1 protein-coding gene is annotated in these 18,782 nt (G+C 69.8%); it reads right to left on the minus strand.

The features are described 5' to 3' along the window. Positions 1–27: 27 nt before the first annotated feature. Positions 28–18,756, minus strand: coding sequence for a glycosyltransferase (locus ACZ7IB_RS21400; RefSeq protein ID WP_470914555.1), 18,729 nt, complete (start codon positions 18,754–18,756; stop codon positions 28–30). Positions 18,757–18,782: the final 26 nt, after the last annotated feature.

Here is an 18,782-nt window from a genome sequence, read left to right on the forward strand (position 1 = left end):
CCAGCGTCCGGCCGTCGGTGTCACGCATCACCCGGAGGCCTCCGCAGACCTGGCCGAAGGAGACCTGACGTCCGTCCGTGGAGTTGGGTCGGGGCCCCCGAGCCCGTGGTACATCCGCATGACCTCGGGCGAGAACGGCTTCCCGTACACCAGCCCGGTGAAGACCTCCGCCACGAACTCGCGGGGGTTGCCGGCGGCGTAGGCGCTCACCCCAAGGGCGTGAGCCTGATGGGGTACGGCGTCGCCGTCCTGCCCGCTGCGGCCGGCGAACTGTGTGAAGGCCAGATCGTGGTACTGGGCACGGGCGTTGGCGTAGTGCAGGAAGTGGCCCAGTTCATGCACCATCGTGCCGACGCCGGAGGGGTCGAGCTCGGTCGAGAGGTAGCGGTACCGATTGCCGGCGAGCTTGTTGGTCAACGGATTGCCGACGACATCGGGCGAGGCGATCACCGCGTTGGGTGCGAGGTACTCGGCGCGCTGTAGCCGGCCCCCGCTCCGCTCGACGACAAGGTCGTTGTGGACTTCCAGGAACCGGCCGTACTTGGGCAGGTGCAGTTCGACATCGGGAACGTGGAAGCCGGCCTCCTGCACTGTGATTACGGCCTTGCGGAAGTTGTCGATCCGAGCGTCGCGGAGGCTGTCCGTGGGGTCCCCGTGGACGGTGACCTGCGTGCCGTGGATGTCCTCGACCACAGGCGTCAGGTTCCCGAGGTGGGAGCCGGTGTCGAGTGCCTCGGCCTGGTTGGCCCGGTCGAGATAGGAGTTGAGTTCCGGGTAGAGCGTGGAGCGGGTCAGGTCGTTGCGGGCGCTTTCCATCAACTCCCGTACACGATCGGCGGACACACCCGCGTCGACGGCCACCCCACCAGCCGCCGCCTGATCCCGCTTGGCCGCCAACTGCTGGCGCGAGAGCTCATCGGCAGCATCGAGCGCACCGTCCGACAAAGCGCCGTGGTGGGTGCGGTCGCCAGTGAAGATGTGGTGCGTGGTGTTGTTCGCCGGATCGACCTGATCCGGCAACCGTCGGCCCGCGAAGTCGCTCACATCAGGATGGATACGGGCGTACCGGTCGAGAAGTTGTGCCTGGTGCGCCCGCTCGGCGATGCGCTGGTGCAGATCGTCCCGCTCGGACCGGACGTGTGCGGTGAGGCGGTCGACCGCCCCGGTACGGTCGCTGGGGCCGTTCTTGCCTGACTTCCACGCTTCCACGGCATCGAGGATGGCCTCCAACTGACGCTGGTTGGTGTCATGGGCACCAGGCAGCTGCCGGCCGCCGTTCGCCCACTCGTGGACAGCCGTATCGATGCGCCGCAGAGCGTTGGAGCGCCGCGCCCGCGGCAGCGTCGACAGAGCCCGCCAACTGTCGATGATCTCGCTGTCCCCGACCCCGCGGCCATCGGTCGGGAGCGCGCCCGGCGTTGCCGTCGTCGGAGCGTCAGCGGGGGTACCGGGTGAGCGTGACGTGGGCCAGCGGTCAAGGGTCGGGTCGGTGGTGGGGCGGTGGTCGCGCTGGACTGCGGGGTTCTCGCCTGGGGCGGTGAGGGGGTGGTCGTGGAAGACGGTGCTGAGGTCGACGGTGTCCTCGATGGCTGCCAGATAGCGCTCTGGCAGCGGCGCCAGGCGCGCGGTGTCGGCCATCAAGCCATCGGTGTGGACGGCCACGCTGTCCACGTTCCGGCGGAAGAGAAAGTCCCGGTCCCGGTACTCGTCGGGCAGGCCCAGGTAGTGCAAGACCTCGTGGATCACCACCGGCAGGTACCTGTGGTCCTCGGTGGGCTGCCCGAGGTTCCAGTGCCGCTGGTCGGAGCGGCCAGGGTTGTCGGACCGGCTCACGATCACATGCTCGGGGTGATCGTCGTCATGGACCAGTCGCAGCTCGACATTGAACTGATCACCGGAGCGCGGAAGCGCGTAGCCGACTGCGTTGAAGTGCTCGTCCAGCGCGCCCTGGACGCCTGCCCGAAGGCCGGCCAGATCCTGCTCGGACAAGCCACTGCCGGCCAGGCGGACGGGGAGCGTCACGACATGGTCGCGCACCCATGTGCCGTTGTGGGCCTCGATGCGGGAGACCTCGGCGCGCATCAGGGTCTGCGAGCCGGCCAGCGTGCCGGGAACACTGTGGCGGCTCATGGCGTCGATGGCCGGGTCGAACCTTTCGACATGCAGACGCCCGACATGCCCGTTCGGCACCTCCTTCCGACGCTCCACCCAGGTTGAGGGGTCGGCGGGGAAGGGCACCTGGCGAGCTCGACGACTCAGCACCTGCGCATCTGACGGGCTATCGGGAACATGAAGCGGCGCCATGCTGACCGAAGGTCCTGCCGCCGGCTGCTCGACAACCGGTCCGAGCCGCGGGGCGGAGTTGAGGGTTTCGAAGATCATGTCCGAGAACGTGGTGGTGGGCGGTACCGGTTCCCCCTGCGTGCCGGGGACGAAGGCCGGGCCGGTTTCGAGTGACTCTCCCGCCACGATCCACGCACCGCGGCGCTGTGCGACGGGGTCCGCGAGCAGACCCAGCACACCCCTGACGCCGTCGGAGCCGTTCGACAGTCCGGCGTGGCCGACCTCGGTGTCGGGCGCGTACCAGAGACGTCCGGGTATGGCACGTGCCGCGTCCGTCGCCACGCTCCCGCCGTCGCCACTGCGGATCTTCGCCGTCTCGCACGCGACCAGTACGACCGGAGCCGGGGGCTGCGCCGGGTCCCTGAGCGTCTCCATGAAACGCGCGAACCGGGCACCGTCGACGACCAGGGGCTTTTCGCCCACCACATGGAGTTCGATGCCGTTCTCGGTGCCGTGCGCGTCGAAGAACAGCGGCCTGACCGGCTCCTTCGCATCCCGTGCCGGTGCGTCGGCCTGCCAGGGGACCTCGTTGGCCGGGGAGTCCGTGTCGCTGTCGGTGTCGAGTACGGCACCCCCTTCGTCCGTGGCCCGGTAGTGCGCGAACAGGACTTCGTCGGCGCGGTACTTCGTGTAGAAGTCGTTGCGTGGGGCCCAGTCCCGGTCGCTGTGCGAGGCGTATCCGATGACCTCGCCCGTGGCGTCCCGGATCGTGCGAAGGTTCTGGCGTGCCTGCTCGAAGGAGATCTTCCGGCCGTCGTTGCCGACGAGTTCGTCCTTCGGTGTCCCGTTGCCTTGTTCCAGCCGTTGCGGTGCGGGGTCGAGGCCGCTCAGCAGTGTCCCGTTGTTCGGTAGCAGTGCTGTGTCCGAACCGGACCTGCCGCTGCCCCACCGTATTGAGCCCTTGATTGTCCTGACGGTGTCGCCGAGGCGCTTGGCCAGCGTTTCGCGCCGGGCGGGCGCGGACGTGCTCTGGGGGGCTTCCTGGTTCTCGCTCTCGTCGGTCAGCCAGTCCAGACGCGTCCAGTCCGCCCACTCGGCTGCCCGGACACGGAACTCGGCGGGCGGCCCGAACCGGATGTTCGGCCCCTGCGTGGTGTCGAGGGACTTGATGTGCTCGTTGAACTGCCGCAGGAGGAATATCGGACCGGTACTGGCGCCCACGTTCTTCGACTTTATGGCCAGCTCAAGGACACCCCTGGCATAGGCGTCCTTGTTGTTGATGTCCGGCAGATTGTCCAGAACCTGCTTCATGAAGCGGCTTCGGGGATGCGTGACGATGAACTGGTTCCCGAAGCGCCCCTCCCGGTAAGCGACTTCGGCGGCCTGGTGGATATGGTCCGCGGTCACGAGTGCGTTCTCTTCGAGTCCGAGCAGTCTCCGTACGCTCTTGGGGTCGCGAAGCATGGGACCGAACATCGGCAGGGTGTCATCGCCCTTGGGCATCGTCACACCCTCGGGACGCAGCACCACCTCTCCCGGGCCCAGGTCCACATCCAGATACACCCCGCCGTGCTTGTGGAGGAGGGCGTACCTGGCGATGTCGGAGGCCATCGCGAAGCTGTTCTCCTTACGCGCGGCCTGATACAGCTTGGACACCTTGGAGGGCAGCTTCTCCCCGCCGGAGGTCTTGTCCTTTTTGAACAGGTCCTCGACCCGGCCTTGATGAACGGTGCCGGAATCCACCAGGTGCTTGAGGAACGCCTTGTTGTTGCGCTGGCCGCCCTCGTCCGTCCAGATCGTCAGCTTCCACTGTGCTTCTTCTGCCTTGGCCGCCCATGTCCGGAGGTTGGCGCGGGCACCGTCCGTCAGTTCGCCACCCAGCCAGACGAAATTCAGTTCCTTGGGGACCAGGGCCGACGGACCGAGACCGGCGCCCACGTAGTGGACCGGACCGGCAGGAGACGCATCGCCGGCCGACGCGGTCGCGGTGCTCCGGGACACAACCGTGTCGGCCGGCTGCTGCGTGATCTCCGAGTCGGCGTTGAGCAGCAGGTCCGGACCGTCGGTGTCCTGGTGGGTCTGTCCTTTCTCCCGCGTGAGAAGGGTTTCGAGTTCGGTGGGCTCGCTCGCGGTCACCCACCGGCCCTGGCGTCCGGTCGTCCGGTCCTGGAGAAGGGCCAGCACTCCGGTTGCCCCGCCCGCGGCGGCTCCGGCCGACGGTCCCACGTGGCCGACCGCGACATCGGGGGCGTACCAACGGCGTCCGGGCACCGCCCGTGCCGCGTCCCGCACGACGCTTCCACCATCCGTGGAGCGGACGCTCGCCGTGTCACAGGCCACGAGCACCACCGGAGCCGGAGGCTGGTCGGGATCCCTCAGGGACTCCATGAAGCGCGCGAACTGCGCACCGTCCACCTCAAGCGGAAGGTCGCCGGCGATGTGGAGCTTGACGCCGTCCTGGGAGCCGTGCGCGTCGAAGAAGACCGGTTCGGGTGTCCGCTGCCCGGCCGGGGTGTTCGTACCGGTGTGCCAGGGAACGGTGCGGGGCGACGCTTCGTCCTCGGCCACGGGGACGAACTTGCCGTCGTCCGTCGTCCGGTAGGCCTTGAAGGACGTCTCGTCGGCGCGGTACTTCGTGTAGAAGTCGTTGCGTGGGGCCCAGTCCCGGTCGCTGTGCGAGGCGTATCCGATGACCTCGCCCGTGGCGTCCCGGATCGTGCGAAGGTTCTGGCGTGCCTGCTCGAAGGAGATCTTCCGGCCGTCGTTGCCGACGAGTTCGTCCTTCGGTGTCCCGTTGCCTTGTTCCAGCCGTTGCGGTGCGGGGTCGAGGCCGCTCAGCAGTGTCCCGTTGTTCGGTAGCAGTGCTGTGTCCGAACCGGACCTGCCGCTGCCCCACCGTATTGAGCCCTTGATTGTCCTGACGGTGTCGCCGAGGCGCTTGGCCAGCGTTTCGCGCCGGGCGGGCGCGGACGTGCTCTGGGGGGCTTCCTGGTTCTCGCTCTCGTCGGTCAGCCAGTCCAGACGCGTCCAGTCCGCCCACTCGGCTGCCCGGACACGGAACTCGGCGGGCGGCCCGAACCGGATGTTCGGCCCCTGCGTGGTGTCGAGGGACTTGATGTGCTCGTTGAACTGCCGCAGGAGGAATATCGGACCGGTACTGGCGCCCACGTTCTTCGACTTTATGGCCAGCTCAAGGACACCCCTGGCATAGGCGTCCTTGTTGTTGATGTCCGGCAGATTGTCCAGAACCTGCTTCATGAAGCGGCTTCGGGGATGCGTGACGATGAACTGGTTCCCGAAGCGCCCCTCCCGGTAAGCGACTTCGGCGGCCTGGTGGATATGGTCCGCGGTCACGAGTGCGTTCTCTTCGAGTCCGAGCAGTCTCCGTACGCTCTTGGGGTCGCGAAGCATGGGACCGAACATCGGCAGGGTGTCATCGCCCTTGGGCATCGTCACACCCTCGGGACGCAGCACCACCTCTCCCGGGCCCAGGTCCACATCCAGATACACCCCGCCGTGCTTGTGGAGGAGGGCGTACCTGGCGATGTCGGAGGCCATCGCGAAGCTGTTCTCCTTACGCGCGGCCTGATACAGCTTGGACACCTTGGAGGGCAGCTTCTCCCCGCCGGAGGTCTTGTCCTTTTTGAACAGGTCCTCGACCCGGCCTTGATGAACGGTGCCGGAATCCACCAGGTGCTTGAGGAACGCCTTGTTGTTGCGCTGGCCGCCCTCGTCCGTCCAGATCGTCAGCTTCCACTGTGCTTCTTCTGCCTTGGCCGCCCATGTCCGGAGGTTGGCGCGGGCACCGTCCGTCAGTTCGCCACCCAGCCAGACGAAATTCAGTTCCTTGGGGACCAGGGCCGACGGACCGAGACCGGCGCCCACGTAGTGGACCGGACCGGCAGGAGACGCATCGCCGGCCGACGCGGTCGCGGTGCTCCGGGACACAACCGTGTCGGCCGGCTGCTGCGTGATCTCCGAGTCGGCGTTGAGCAGCAGGTCGTCCGTCGCGACCGGCACCGCGGGCCGGTACCGCTCGTCCGCGAGGTGCAGCACCACGCCCGACCGCGTGTTCCCTGCCGTGTCCGTTCCAGGAGCGGCGAACGTCAGATGGTTCAGGTCCGACTGGACCACAGTGACCGGAACCCCGAGCACACGGGCCGCGAGCAGTGCCGCCAGGTCTCCCGCGGAGTGGTTCCAGCCCGCGTCCTTGCGGTCGCCGATCTGCCCGTCGCCGGACCGCAGCAGTGTCGTACGGGCCAGGTCCAGGCGCTGGTCGGGGGTCAGCCGGGCGGCCACGGTATCCGGGAGGCGGCTGCGCGAGGCGGCGTGTTCGGCGGCTTGTGCCTCGCTGAGCACGATTCCCGCGTCGGCCAGTTCCTGTGCGGTGAACCGCTCCTGGGGGTCGATCGCGAGGAACTCCCCGAGTTCGTCGCGGTCCGCCAACAGCCGGTCGGCGAGGCGTTGCCTCAAGTGCTCGACATCGGCGGCGGAAAGACTTCTGCCGGACGCGTGGAGCCCCAGTTTGGCGAGGAGCCCCGGATGGGCGCGCTCGACCGCGTCGAGGAGGGACCGGTGGAAGCTCGTACCGATGTCGAGGTGCGCGGGTCCGGTGGAGGGCGGCTCCACGAGGTGGAGGACGCGGCCGTCCGGCGACTTCAGACTGACCGGGCGCCCTTGTGAGTCCTCGCCCTCGGCGGTGTAGGGCTCGGGGGCGGACTTCGCGTCGGCCGGGCGGACGTAGCCCTCGGGTTCGGGCGCGGGGTGCCAGGGGGTGACGACGCGGGGGGCGCTGCCTTCGGCCTGCGGCTCCAGGACTCCTCGGGTGGATACGTCCACTGCTTCGAAGTGCGTCTGCACCAGGGCGAGTTCGCGGTAGTCGGCCGTCAGCTGTGCGACTGCCCGGTCATACACCGACCGTGCGTTCTTCAGCTCGGCATCGACCGCGTCGAGCCCTCCCTCGGTCTCCGCCCGCTCCGTTGCCTTTCGGGCTCGGGCCTCCTGGAGCTCGGCAGCCCTCAGGGGTGACCGCGCGGCCAGTACGGCCTCCAGCGACGACCGGTAGGCGGCGTCCGCCGTCCGCAGGCGCTGCGCCCAGCCCGCCGCCTTGATCTGTTCCCGGCGTACGGCGTCCGTGTCCGACAGCGGCCCCGCGTTGTCGAGCCACACCTCCGTACGGGCGAGGACGTCCTCCCGTGTGACGAGGTGCGGCGGTCCGGTGAGGTCGGCGGCCGGGCCCTCGTGGGACACCGTGCTTTCCAGGGACACCGGCCCTTCGACGGCTTCGGCGAGCGGGGGGTAGCCGGCGACCGTGACGGGAGCCTGTTCGTCGGCTGCGGCCTTGGCCGGCTCGCTCCAGGTGACCGGCGGCGTATCGGAGGGGCGGGGACCGGTGATCGTGTAGTGGTCGACCGCGTTCCAGGCGGCCTCGGATGCAGCGGCGAGGTGCTGCTCGGCGGTCGCGAGGCCGCGGCGATGGTTGGCCAGGTCCTGCTGGGCTTCGGCGTACCGGGAGTGGGCCGTGGCGAGCCTCTCCCGCGCCGCGGCCACGTCCGTGCCGGTGGGAGCCGGCGTCTCCAGGAGGCGCCGGAGCTCCGTGTGGAGGGAGGTGACCTCGCTGTCGAGTGCGCGCAGGCGCCGCTCGGCCGTCTCCGCCTTCGTGGCGGCCTTGGTGTACTTCTTGGTCTGCTCCTTGACGGTGTCCGCAGCGGCCTCGACCTCGGGTGGCAGCAGTCCGTGCTCCCGGGCGACGTCGAACGACACCCACATCGTCACCCCGTCCTGCACCGTGTGCTCGACGGTGACCGGCGGCCGGGTCCCGGGCCTGAGCATCGACGGGACGACCGGCAGGTCCGCGATGCGGTGCGATGCCTTCGCCGTCTGGAGTACGTGCAGGGGTGCCTGGATGAGCACGGCGCCGCCGGCGAAGGGCTTGAGCGTGGTCAGCGCGGAGGTACGGCGGTCGGCGGCACCGCCCGCCACGTCGGAGTCCGTCCAGCCCGGCGCGGTGGCCGTGGCCTGCACCAGGGGCTGCGTCTGGAAGGCCGGTCCCGCGGTCATCGACGGCATGTGCGATTCGGTGGTGTCACCCGTGTAGGTGTCGTTGTCCATGGTCCGCCGGCTGCCGCCGAGTCCCGCGCCCGGGTCCACGGCCAGCAGCCGGGCCCGCGACAGATCGACGTCGGCGGAGATCTTCAGGGTCGCGTCCGTCCCGCCGATCGTCGACGTGGTGTCGTGCAGCGTCACGGTCAGGCTGTCGCGGATCATCTGCGGAAGGTAGGCGCTCAGCACGTCGGTGCTGATGCCCCCCTTGAGGACTTCACCGGCGGCGGTGCCGGGCCGCGTCAGTACCGTCTTCCGCACATAACGGCCATTGCTGTTCGTGGGCATCTCCGTCGCGGCGTCGGTCGTGGCGCCGCGTCCCTTGACAGCGAGGTCGACGGCGTACGCCGCGGCGTCCCGGAGCGCAGTGATGCCGCCGACGGTGGTGACGACGACACTCTCCGGGCCGGTGGCGAACAGCTTCCTGCCCGCCGTGCTGCGCTCCCGGAGCGCAACGGCCTGCTGCTGATCAGGGGGAAGCAGCATCGGGCGTGCGGCATCCCGGGGTGTGCGGGCCGCCAGCGGTTCGGTCTTCTTCGGTTCGGTCTTCTGCGTTTCCGTCTTCTGCGGTTCGGTCGTCCGGGCTTCGGTTGTCTGCTGTTCGGTCTTCTGCGGCCGGGCGAGGCTCAGCGGCAGCACCACCTCGGTTTCGCCGACGCGATACGTGCGAGGGACCACTGTCCCGTCGGGCAGCTCCAGGGCGAAGGTGACGCTGAACGTCGTCCGACCGGTCACCACCGGTCCCTCGAAGGCCACTTGGGCGCTGACGGCGTCGGTGACCGCGTGTGCCAGGGACGACGAGCGGGTGGACCCGACCCGGTCGTCGAGGGTGAAGCCGCCGCTCCGGAGACCCGGACGGTCCCAGATGGTGGGCACCTCGCCGAGCCGGTAGCCGGCCTCGTACCCGCGCGCCAGCTTCTCCGTGACAGTCTCCGCCGTGGACGTGGGCCGGGTGATCGTGGGCTTCACGTCGTGGCGCAGCGCACCGGGGGTGAATCCGGACCGTTCCAGGGTCACCGTGAGACTGGCGTCCCTGGCCGGCCCGATCTTGTTCCGGGCCAGACGCAGGGAGGTGCCGCCGTTCTCCATGCCCGTCTGGAGAGCGCGCATACCGGACGGCGACAGGGTGGTCATCTGCCGCGCCAGGCCGCCGAGCTGATCGGCCAGCAGGCTCTTGGGCCCGAGCCAGCTCTTGTGCTGCGGCAGGTCTTCCATCAGGGTGCCCATGAACCGGCTGACCGCCTCGGACATGTCGATGCGGCCGACCGTGAGCGTGGCATGAGCAGCCGCATCGACGGCAGTGTAGAGCTGCTGGGGCGGCGGAGCGGTGAGACCGTCGTCGAAGAGACCGGCCTTCCTCGCCTCGGCGAGCGGCATCCACACGAGCAGGCCGTCGGGGATCTCCACGACCCGGCCCTGGGGCGGCCGTCCGCGCATCAGTTCCATGGGCGCCTGGAGCAGACCGGACGGCTGGGAGCGGGCCGCGAGGTGCCAGGCCACATCGGCGCCGACCAGGACCATCGGTCCGGTGTACTGGACCGTGTGGGCCGGGTTCGCCGAGAAGGTCTCGGCCGAGGTCGCGGTGCTGGTGCGCTGGTACGGCGACGCGGTGAAACCGTAGGTGCCGGAGGTCTGGAACGCGTCGGTGTGCTTGGCCCGGAAGGCCAGCAGGGACGAGATGGCGTGACTGCGGACATGGGCGACCGAGTGTCCCGCCCCGCTGGTGCCCGAGCCGATGTTGGAGAGGGCGAGGTCGCTGGAGTCGACGACGGCGAGCACGCGCGTCCCGCGCACCTGGGGCCAGGCGCTGACCGACGCGGTGATGTCGGTGACGGCCGTCCTCCCGAACAGGTCGCTGACATGCTTGCCCGTCTGCGCCGCGTCGCTGAAGTCCGCCTCGTTGCGACCGGTGGTGAACGCCTCGGCCAGCGCGCCGGAGGCGGGGGTCCCGTCGGTCCCGTAGATCCAGGAGTTGCCGGAGACGGAGCCGAGCAGTTCCTTGAGGTGGTGCACCACGACCTCGGGCGAGGTGACGCTCTGCACGGAGTGCAGGCCGCCGAAAAGGGCGTGGGGCGTCCAGTCATCCGTGGAGACGGGTTTCCCGGAGGAGAGCAGTTCGGCCAGAGCCGGGTCCATCGGCACGGACACGGGGGCCGTAACCGTCTCCGGCCGGTTGAGGGGCAGGGTGGAGGGGACGGACAGCGACGCGGGTACGGCAAGGGTGACGCGGCCGGTGACGGGGGCCGGGGCGGTCTGTCCGTCGCCCTGCCCGGTGGCCAGGACGTCGACGCTCCCGGCGGCCTGCTTCACGAACCACCGGGTGCTGAGCAGCTCGCCGGTCATGGTCCGCGCGATCTGGCGCGGCCTGGTGAAACTGGTGGCTTCGGCGGTGAAGGCCAGGTCGTACGACCACAGGTGCTGCGACCCGGAGCTGGTGATGCCGCCGTCCGGGGTCAGCGTCGGGCCGTACGTCATGCCGTAGGCGGTCTGCCTGCCGTACCGGTAGCCGATGCTCCCGGTGCCGCCGAAGCGCTCGATCCCGGTCAGTCCCACGTCGACGCCGACCGACCAGCCGTGGGTACGGGTGGTCGCGCTGTCCGCGCGGCGGGTCGACAGGACGTTGTTCGCCAGACCCAGATCGTGGTGGGCACCCACGAACTGACGGTTCGTCGCCTCCGCGCGCACGGTGAGAACGACGTACCGCTTGCTGACGGAGTCGAGCTGCTCCAGCTGGATCCGCAGTCCGGTGCTCGTCAGGCGGTCGAGGGAGCCTTCGAGCACCGTACGGGAGAGTGCCTGGCGCAGCAGATGGGTGTTGCGCACCGCGGTGTTGTACTTCCGGTCGCCGTCGACCGCGGTGTCCGGCCGGGGCGGAAGCACCAGGTCGGGGTAGGCGCGGTGCAGCCCGGCCTGGATGCGGTCGACCAGTTCGTCCGTCAGGGAGACCTGGGGCGGAACCGTTTCCGAGTCACGGGTCGCGGCGAGGTCCAGGACCGCGTGCAGGCCGAACGTCGCCGGATTCGACGGCGACAGATACGCGGGGGCGGGGGGCGCCTCGGCATCCAGGAGGGGTGCGGTGCCGTCGTCCCAGCCGGCCAGTCTGCGTGCGTCAGCCCGTGGCAACTGCACGGTGGCGGTGAGGAAGGCGCCTTCCTCGTTCGGGCCGTTCGGGTTGGCCTGGGCGGTCGCCCCGGTGGGCTCGGGCGACTCCCATGCGCCGCCCTGCCTGCGCACCTCGATCCGGAAGCGGACGTCGTAGAGCCCCGAGTGGCCGCGGCTGTTGAGCGTCCGCACGGACTCCGCCGTGTTGCCGCTGTAGCTGCTCTCCGCACGCTGGGTCGTCAGGGCTGCCGATCCCCCGATCTGGAGGCTCAGGGTGCCCGCCGGCTGGAGCAGCGCGAACTGAGGACCGGCGGAGATCCCGACCCCGGCGCCCTGGGTGTTCTTCTTCTCCGTGGTGGCGGTGGAGCGCTGTGCGTCGGCCTTCTTGACCTCGGTCTTGTCGGACGCCTGGAGCAGTGTGGCGTCGACCGGGACCAGCCGGAGCTCGACGGAGCCCAGTGACCGGTTGCCGAGACCGGCGAAGAGCGGGGCGCTGACCACCGTCTCGCCGGAGCTCTGCGCGATCATCGTGCGCAGGCTCTCCTCGCCGAACAGATCGGCCAGTTGGTGGCGGAGGAAGCTGCCGGGGGTCGCCTCGGGAAAGTTCGCGAGCGCCCAGTCCAGCAGCCGGGTCTCCGTGGTGACGCTCAGCGGTGCGAGCAGGTGCGGCCGGGCGCCCGGCGCGAACGCGAAGGCGATGGGCAGCCGGTCCGGGATCGCCGGGTCGGTGACGCTGTCCGGGACCCGCCAGGTGACCCCGTCCTGGATGCGGTAGCGCCGCTGCGCGGCGGTGCCGGGCTGCTGCTGGTCCGGGGACAGCTCACGACCCTTCTTGTCCCAGACGCGCGAGGACTCGACGACGATGTGCAGGTCGCTCACATGCAGATGACTGCCGTCCTTGCCGACCGCGGTCACACTGCTCTGTGCGCGGCTCTCCTGGGTGTACGTGTAGGAGGCCTCCATACGCCGTGCGCTGAGGGACACCGACCCGAACGCACCGACGGTCCCCGCGGAGGGCCCGAGCGGGACCGCCACTCCGAAGGCGCGGGAGGTGCCGAGGGTCTTGGTCTCCGTCGCACCGGGGCGGGTGCGGAGTTCGGTCTCGATCTTGACGGGGGCGTCGGTGGCCTTGGCCCCGGCGGTCTTCGACGCGTCCTTCTTCGACTCGTCGGTCTCGGACTTGTCCGTCTTGGAAGCGTCCGTCTTGGAGGCGTCCGTCTTGGAGGCGTCCGTCTTGGAGGCGTCCATCTTGGAGGCGTCCGTCTTCGACTCGTCGGTCGTGGACGCGGCGGACTCGGACCCCTCCGCCTTCGGCTCCTCCGTCTTCGACTCGCCGGTCTTGGACCCTTCAGCCTTCGGCCCCTCCGTCTTCGAGGTGGTCGAACTGCCCTCGTTCCCGTTTCCGTCCTTGTGCAGTACGGACTCGGCCACGTCGTCCACGGCGGCCAACGCCGACGGCTCGGCGTGGCGGCGCCAGTTTCCGTAGCTCTCCATCGAGAGGGAGATCTCCCGGTGGCCGCCGTCCATGGTCGGCAGGATGAAGGTCCGGGGGCTGAGCAGCGTATGCGGACTCTGGACGAGCACGCGCTTCAACTCGTCGAGCCCGCCCGGGCGCAGACTCCATCGACTCGCGACGGATTCGGCCAGCACGTCGGCACCTCTGATGGTGATCCGTCCGTGCCCGTGGCCCTTCATCGACTTCGGCAGCATCGCGTTGTCGTCGAACGTGACGAATTCACTGGACCGCTCCTGCGGGAGCGGATCCACGTTGTCGCTCAGCAGCGGAGGGGCGAAGGCCGCCTTCTCCACCTTCACGCCCGGGTTCTCGATCCGGCGGAACACCTCGTCGCGGCGTGCCTCCTCTGTCGTCAGGTCCGGACGGTCGCGGCGTACCCGGTACATCCGCTGCTCGTACTCGTCCGCCGAGAGCGCGTTCAGGGCCTGGTCGCGGGCCGTGGGCTGCTGCGCGCCCGACGAGCCTGCCGGTGAGGAGCCGTCACCGCCAGGGCCTCCCGGCGGCTCCTCGTTCTCCTTCACGGGGATGTCGGAGTCCTTGGGCGCGGAAGCCACGGAGTCGGCGTCGTCGTCGGACTTGAACTCGGACGCGTCATCGGACTTGAACTCGGACGCGTCGTCGGACTTGAGATCGACGTCGTTGTTCGGTTCGGATTCCGACATGGTCCGCGTGTCGGTGAGGGACTGCGTGTCGTCCTCGGTCTGTGTACGTACACGACGGGCGTTCGGCGACGGCAGGTCGTCCCGCTCCCGCGAGTGAAGGCTGTCCCCGTCCTTCCCCCCGGACTCCGGCGCATCGTCCAGATGCCGCGGAGCCTCCATCAGCTGCTCGCCCAGCTGCACCGGAGCACGCCTGTCCCGTTCGGAGTCGGCCGGCCGCGGGGTCTTCGCCGAGTTGCCGGCACCCTCGTCGACGTTCGTCCGGGAGACCGGATTGCGCACGGTTGCCGACGGTCCGGCATTCGACGGGCCGGACGTGTCCGTCAGATCCGTGTCTGGGACGTCCGTGCGCTTCTGCGACACGGCGTCGTCCACCTTGGGGGTACCGGGCTCATTGCCGGTCGTGACCAGGTTCCGCAGGCGTTCCACCAGCGTGCGGGCGTCGTGGGCAGCCTGTTCGCGTACCTCCTCGGGCAGCTTGTCGAGCGAGCGGTCGATACGGCGGTCGAGGTCCCGCAAGCGGTCCGGAGCACGCAGTTCCTGTTCCAGGCGCTCCTGCCCCTCACGCCTCAGCTCCGCCGTCTCGGCGTCGTAGCTGTCGAGGACCCGGTCGATGGCCTGAGGGTCGCCCGCCGCCTCGTCCAGCCTGTTCTGCCATGCGGCGCGGCGTTCGGTGCCGCGCTCCGCCCCCTCGGGGTCGCCGTCCGAGATGGCCTTCAGCCGCCGGTCGCGCTCCAGCTGTGCCATCCGGTCGAGCTGTTCCCGCTCGATGGCCTGCCTCGCCGTGTCGTCCTCGGCGTTCGCGCGCCGGTCTTCCCACTGCTGCCGCTCCTCGCGCGACATCCCAGTGTCGTCCGTACCCTCGCGCAGCCGGTCGAGCCGCTCCTCCAGGATCCGGTCATTCTCCGCCCGGGAGTCCTCGGTCCGGTCCCGGCCGGGGGTGCCGTCACCGCCGGGACCGCCGTCACCGTCCTGCGGCGGGGGCAGCGGCTCCGAGGACTCCTGCTGGTGGCCGCCCTCGCGCATGGCGTCCAGCCTCGCCCGGAAGGACGCCAGTTCGGCCTCCCTGCCGAGGGTGACCGTACGACGTTCGTACTGCGCGTCGAGGTCGCTTCCCCGCCCCGGTCCTGCGAACCGGTTCTTCCAGGTGGCCAGCTCCGTCTCGGATGCACCGAGATCCCGCAAGGTCGCGAGCCGTCGCGACGTCTCCAGCTCGGCGTCGTAGTCAGCCTGCACTCTGCGGAGATCCTCGGGGGTCGCCGCCTGCTCCCGGCGGTCCTCCCATTCGCGGAACCGCTCGCGGTCCATGCCCGCTTCTTCCGCATCGGCCCGCCGGTTGTCGGCCAACTGCTTCCGGAGCGCCTCGGGGCTGCTGTCGGCGCGGGCGCTCAGCTCGGACCCGAGGGTGCCGAGACGGTTCTCGAAGTCGTCCAGCAACTGGGTCGTCCGACGGGGATCGTTGGCGAGAGCCGACTGCTCGATGTCGAGGGCATGGCGCAGCCACTCCGTGCGGCGCATTCCCAGCTGCGCGGCCCGCGCCTCGTATCCGCCGTCCATATGACTGCGGAACTGCTGGAGGCGTTCACCGAGGCCGTGCACGGCGACGAGGTCGCCGAGTTCCCGCAGGCCGTCGGCGGCGTCGGCGTGCCTGCCCGACCGGGCGTCGTCGCGGATGCGCTCGCTCAGCTGCTGCCGTGTCTCCCTGTCGACGCCCACCCGCCGGGCATCCGCCAGCAGGGCGTCCGTCTCCCGCTCCACTTCCTTGGTCAGCCTGCGCTGCTCCGTGGGGGTCAGGCCCTCGGGCACGTCGGGCAGCTGATCCAGCCGGCTCACCGGGTCGTCGGTGAGGCTGCCCAGCTCGTCGAGGCGCGCGATCAGCGAATCGACATCGCCGTCGTTGTGCCCGTCGAAGCCGTCGCGGAAGGGCAGTTCGTCCTGCGACTCCGTACGGAGGGGATTCGGCGGGTCCTCGGTGGCCGGTCCCTTCCTGTCGCTCTCGGTCCGCTCCGTGTCCGGCCGGTTCCCGGCCGGGGGCTCGGTGCCGGGCGGGGCCTTGGGAACGTCCGGGAACACGAGGTCCGGCTCGTCCCCCGTGAAGGGCTGGGCACCGGGCTCGTTCTGCGGGACATCGGGGAACAGCACATCGAGCCCGTCCGGGGACGGCCCTGTGGGTGTCTGCTGCCGTATCCCGCCGGGGGCGGTGCCGGCACCCTGGCCCGTGGACACGGTCGGTACGGGGCGCGGCGGCGGTGCGATGCCGCCCGCGCCGTTGTACGGGAGGACTCCGTCGCCTTCGATACCCGTCGTTGTGCCGTCGGGCTCCAGCCCGTCGGCGCCCTCCTCCTCCAGGGCCGCGCGGTACTGCTCACGGAGCTCGTCGACCCGTGCGGGGCGGCCGAGGCCGTCGGGGTCACCCTCCCGCAGCTTTGCCATCCGTGCCGCCAGGTCGGCACCGGAGTCCGATTCGTCGGAATTCTGCCGGTCCTTCAGCCGGTCCAGGCGCTCCTGGAAACGATCGAGGTCGTTCGCGGTCCGGTTTACCGGCCCGGAGTCGTCGGACCGACTGGACGACCCCACGCCCGCGCCGTCGTCGGACGTCTGCGGAAGGTCGTTCCGCGGTACGTCGGGCAGGTCCGCCAGGAGCCGCTCCGCCTCCGGCGACAGCACCGTGCCCAGCGGGGTATCGGGTACGTCCGGGAGGCCGTCCAGAAGCGTGTTCACGTCCGTGAGCTCCTGCGTCACGTTCTCGTGTACCTGGTCCGGGGAGGGCAGTGTCTCGGGTGCGTCAGGGAGGCTGTTCAGCAGGAGGTCCAGCTCCGACACCGAGTCCGGCGGGACGGGGGGCTCGGGTGTGAGGTAGTTGGTGGTCGAGTCGCCGGAGTTGTTCGTCGTGTCGCTGTTGTTCGAGTTGTTGGTCTCGTTCGTGTTGTTCGTGAAGTTGCTGTCGTTCCTGAGGTTGCCGTCGTGCGTGAAGTTCGTGTCGTTCGTGAAGTTCGTGTCGTTCGAACTGGTGGCGAAGGAAGGGGCGGACGCCCGGGACACGTCGTACGGTGCGGCGTTCCCGTCGTCGTCGCTCGAGTGCAGCGTCCGGCTGTCCGAGAAGTCGTCTACGCCCAGGTAGTACAGGCTGTCGCCGTCCGAGGCGTTGTCGTCGCCGCTCCGCAGCGAGACGTTGTCGGAACCGGAGTCCGAGGCCGAATCCGTGAGCGTGCGATTGTCGGCGTCGTTCCTCGGGTCGGAGCCGTCGCGCACCGTCGCGTTCGACTCCGTGCTCGGCCGCGACGCGCCGGACGGCGGCGTGGGCGAGTCGGACGAGAAGACCGGGGGGCGCGGCGGCGGCGCGGCCGGGGGGCCCGAGACCGCGTGGTGCAGGGCCTGGAAGCCGTGGGCCACTCCCCGGCCCATGACGCCGCCGGCCGCGCCCGCGGCCGCGGTCCAGCCGCTGACCGTGAACTTGTGCTCGGGCCCGAAGATCAGGTTGTACATGCCCTCGGTGACCACGGCGTGGCCCGATTCACCGGCGATCTCGCCGACGAAGTTACCGATCCGGAAGCCGATGTTCCCTTCGATGTTCTTGCTGATGGTCTGCACGAAGGAGCCGGGCAGGTCGTGCGAGAGCGCACGCACTCCGTTCTCCCCCAGGTCCTTCACGTACGGCTTGAGCGCGTCGTCCAGCGAATGGGTCAGACCCTGCCAGTCGGCCTTGCCGCCCCAGTTCTTGACCAGCGCCTCGCCGTAGTCGCGGCCCAGGTTCCGGGCGGTCTCATTGCCGAGGGAGTCCCCGAGGTTCTTCTCGAAGGCGTTCGCGAAGTCCTTGACGACCTCCCGGCCGACCGCTCCGGCGGCCGCTCCCCTCGCACCGTCCGCCCCCACGTGGTTCAGGGATTCGTTGGTCCGGCCCATGATGTTGCCCAGGCGCTCGCCGAGCTTGCGGGCGGACTCCTCCGAGATCGTCTGACCCGCGGCGCCCGCACCGGCCCTGCCGCTCGCTCCGGCCGCGCCGTCACCCGCGGCACCCGCGCCCTTGCCCACGCCCGCACCTGCGGCACCAGCACCCTTGCCCGCACCCGCTCCCGCGGCACCCGCACCCTTGCCCGCACCCGCTCCCGCGGCGCCCGCACCCTTTCCGGCACCCGCACCCGCGGCCCCCGCACCCTTGCCCGCGGCACCGGCTCCCGCACCACCGGCGCCCTTGCCGAGACCGCCCGCACCCGCGCCGCCCGCGCCCTTGCCGAGACCGCCCGCACCCGCGCCACCCGCACCCTTACCGAGCCCGCCCGCGGCCTTGCCCGCACCGCCTGCGGCACCGCCCGCTCCCTTGCCGCCCCCGGCCAGCCCCTTGCCCAGCACGTTCCCCGCGTCATTGCCGAGGATCTTGCCCAGTCCCTTGCCGGTCATATTGCCGAGCAGCTTGCCGAGTCCGCCGCCCAGCAGTGCGAACGGCCCGCCGAGCGCACCGCCGATGGCGGCGAACTTCGCGGCGTCCGCGGTGAAGTTCTTGTTCCACTCCGTACGGTCGCCGCGGCCCATCTGGGTGAGCTGGAGAATCGAGTCGAGCAGCAGGCCGCCGACGAGGCCGGTGATGGTCTGCATGATGATCTGGGCCAGCAGGAACTTGAGGATCAGCACCGCCATGGAACGGAACGCGGCGATCGCGGCGGCCGCCCAGATCTCGGACAGCCCGGCCGTCACCGGCATCAGGGCCTGGGCCAGGGCTATCTGTACGACGAGCAGGGCCAGTTGGCCGAAGATCATCCACTTGGTGTACTCGATGTCGGCGGCGGTCGTGTGGGCGTTCTTCGACAGTTTGATGGCGTCCTCGTAGGCCCGCTCGAGGATGCTCTCATTGCCGTTCGTCCTCTCGACGAACTGCCGGGCGTACGTCACGAACCGCGTCGCGGTCTCGCCCTCGAAGTCCTCGTCGACGCGGCCGACGACCTGCCGCAGAAGCTCCTCCACCTCACGGAACTTCTCGGCCATCTGGCGATATTCGTCACTGACCAGCCGCAGGGTGTCCTCGTTCGCCTGCGGGAAGGGCATGCCGGTCAGAGTCTTGAGGAGGGTCGCCCATCCCTCGGAAACCTCAATCGCCATGGTGTGGTGCCGCGTCTTCGGAGTTC

The sequence above is a fragment of the Streptomyces sp. NPDC037301 genome (assembly GCF_055602785.1).

Excerpts from the sequence above, each read along its gene's own strand:
- ACZ7IB_RS21400 (WP_470914555.1), bottom strand. The coding sequence starts at position 18,756 with ATGGCGATTGAGGTTTCCGAGGGATGGGCGACCCTCCTCAAGACTCTG.